The sequence below is a fragment of the Paenarthrobacter sp. CM16 genome, assembly GCF_013179505.1.
Classification (GTDB): Bacteria; Actinomycetota; Actinomycetes; order Actinomycetales; family Micrococcaceae; genus Arthrobacter.
The window spans coordinates 1-2,916 of sequence record NZ_JABMCX010000425.1 but is presented as its reverse complement, the minus strand read 5'-3'; the positions used below and the strand labels follow the sequence as shown (position 1 = coordinate 2,916).

Genomic DNA, 2,916 nt, shown 5'->3' with positions numbered 1-2,916 from the left:
GGGAGCAGCCGGCCAGGAAACAGACCATGCCTGGCAACGCCCCTGATGCTGAGGCCATGAAGGCAGCGATGCGGGCTGCCATCCCTGCCGGCGGCGCGGAAATGGGGCAAAGGTCTCCCCGTGTCCTGGCAGCAAAGCAGGGCAAAGGGGCATCGGGGGCCTCGGGCTCGCGGGCCGCGGGGTCCGCAATCGGCACCGCCGTGCCCATGGCGGCCGACCCAAGCCACTGGCGGCCTACCATCGGGGTCGCCGGCCAGGATGTCAGCGCCCACCAAGGAAACGTGAACTGGCAAAGCCAGTGGAACCAGGGGTCGCGCTGGGCATACGTTAAGGCATCCGAAGGCAATTACTACCTCAACGAGAATTACACCCAGCAGTACAACGGTTCCCGCAACGTGGGTATGGTGCGCGGCGCGTATCACTTCGCCATCCCCAACTGGTCATCAGGTGCGGACCAAGCCCGCTATTTCGTCGCCAACGGTGGAGGATGGACGGATGACGGCTATACCCTCCCGCCCGTCCTGGACATCGAATACAACCCCTACGCGGGGCGAACCATCAACGGGTTCTATTTCGGCAATACCTGCTATGACATGTCGAAAGCACAGTTGGGCCAATGGGCAGCCGACTTTGGCAATACCGTCAAGGCCCTGACCGGCCGCTTCCCTGTCATCTACAGCACCACTGACTGGTGGAACACCTGCGTTGGCAACACGACGTTCGGCAGTTATCCCCTTTGGATCGCCTCATATTGGAACAACCCCACCAACTCACCTGGCTCCATGCCGGTCAGTTGGGGCAACTACACCATGTGGCAGTACAGCAGCACCGGCCCCTTTGAGGGCGATTCCAACATTTTCAACGGCAGCTACGACCAGCTGCGGACCTTCGCCCGAGGAGTTTCCACCCCTTCAAACCCCTCCATCAAATCGGCTGCCGACATCCTGACCACCAGCGCGGCAGGGCGTTTGGACGCCTTCCCGGCGAACGGGGCCGGCAGGATCACCGGACCCGTGAACATAGGCTCAGGTTGGTCCGGTGCGAAGGCACTCTACGTGGTGGACTGGAACCAGGACGGCGTCCAGGACATCCTCTCCCAATGGTCCGATGGAACGCTGAAGGTCTTCCGTGGCGCTCCCGGCGGCTCCTTCTACGCACCCATCCAAGTCGGCTCCGGATGGCAGGAAATGTCCCTCACCGTAGGTTGGTGGAACTTCAAGGATTCCTATCCCGGTGTGATCGGACAGGACTACCGCGGGAACCTCTACAGATACTCGAACAGCGGTGGCGGCGGACTAGGTAGCGGCGTCCTGATAGGAACCGGATTCAGCGGCCACCAACTGAACCAGATCGACTTCGACGGCGACGGCAACCAGGACATCGTCACACGCACCACCGACGGCACCCTTCGATTGTTCCGCTCCAATGGCGTGGGCAGCTTCATCAGTGAGCCGGGCAGGGTCATTGGTTCCGGTTGGGGTGGCATGACAGCAGTGAGCTCCTCAGTTAATTTCAAGGGAGCTGACTCACAAGGACTTCATGCCAGGGCATCCAACGGCGACCTCTACTACTACCCGGCCGGTTCCGGAACATGGGGCACCCGCAGCCTCATCGGGGTGGGATGGAACGACGCGAGCCTCATCAGCGGAGCGCCACTGGACGTCGAGTCCACCCTTGGCATCGACCAAGAGGACATCCTGGCAGTCCGGCCCGATGCAAACCTCTACCGATACCCTGGCACCGGCACCACTGCCTTGTTGCCGGAAGACCTGATCGGAACGGGCTGGGCAGGCTTGAAGGCAGGCTTCGTCACAGACTGGAACGGAGACGGCGCCCTTGACATCGTGGCGCAATGGTCTGACGGCCGCTTGAACGTCTACCCCGGCAGGAACGGCAGTGGCTTTGGAGCCGCGATCTCCCTCGGAAGCAACTGGAAGAGCTGGACCCTGAGTGTCGGCACCTGGAAGAAGGCAGACGCACATCCCGGAATCGTTGGATATGACTCCACCGGCCGGTTGTACTACTTCAACAACCCCAGCGGAAAAACAGTTTCCACCGGCGTAGCCATCGGTGTCGGCTGGACGGGGCTGGAGATTACGCAGGTGGACTTCGATAAGGACTCAAACGCCGATCTCCTCGTCAAGACGGACACCGGGGATCTCAAGCTGTACCGTTCGAACGCCACGGGCAACTTCGTTCAGGAAACAGCTTCCGTTGTGGGCACGGGGTGGAACGTGATTTCGGGGTTCGGAGCGGTCCGTGGTTTCGCTGGTGCCGGTTCATTAGGCATCGTCGCACGGACCACCGGCGGTGAACTGCGCTATTACCCCGTCGGCTCCAACCGATCATGGGGAACACCGTCAAGGATCGGCACGGGCTGGAGCAACCTGACAATTTTGTCGCCGGCTGCCAAGTAGCAGCCGGCGCCGTCAGTGCGGCCGGTCCGAGGAGTCCTTGGGCCGGCCTGCACCAGTAACCCACCAATCCCCTTAGGCAAGCAGGGCATTCATGGCATTGACCAGCGTTGTTTCCACACCGTTGGTGCCCGCCTTGAAATGAGCCAAATGGCCATACACCGTCATTGAACCACCGGCAATTCCCGGGAAATCCGGTTCCCACCCGCCCTCGTAGCTGCCAAGCGGCATGAAAGGCGGAAAGAATTCATTGCTGGGGATGTAACAGCATGATTCATTGGCGTACCCGCCAACAATAATTCCGTTGTTCCCGCCATTCCTTCCGCGGAAATAGGCCGCATATCCGCTGACGAGTTCGCCGCCGATCATGGCGATTTTCAATTGGGGGCTTCCGTTGAATTTCCAGACCTGGAAGGGCGACGGCACCGCCGTCTCAAAACTGTTGCTGTCGATCCGTCCGATCATGACCTGGGCATGCCGCTGATACCACTGGGGCTGGCCG

The 2,916-nt window shown here is 60.9% G+C and carries 2 protein-coding genes; one reads left to right on the top strand and one right to left on the bottom strand.

Translation table 11 applies throughout. The annotated features are described in order from the left end of the window. A partial coding sequence (locus HP499_RS22865) for a GH25 family lysozyme (protein WP_216660260.1) occupies positions 1 to 2,417 on the top strand: 2,417 nt, incomplete at its 5' end. A gap of 72 nt (positions 2,418 to 2,489) precedes the next feature. Here the strand turns inward: HP499_RS22865 and HP499_RS22860 are convergent. After that, on the bottom strand, positions 2,490 to 2,879 hold the full coding sequence (locus HP499_RS22860; RefSeq protein WP_253951758.1) for a hypothetical protein: 390 nt from the start codon (positions 2,877 to 2,879) through the stop codon (positions 2,490 to 2,492). Between the last annotated feature and the right edge of the window lie 37 nt (positions 2,880 to 2,916).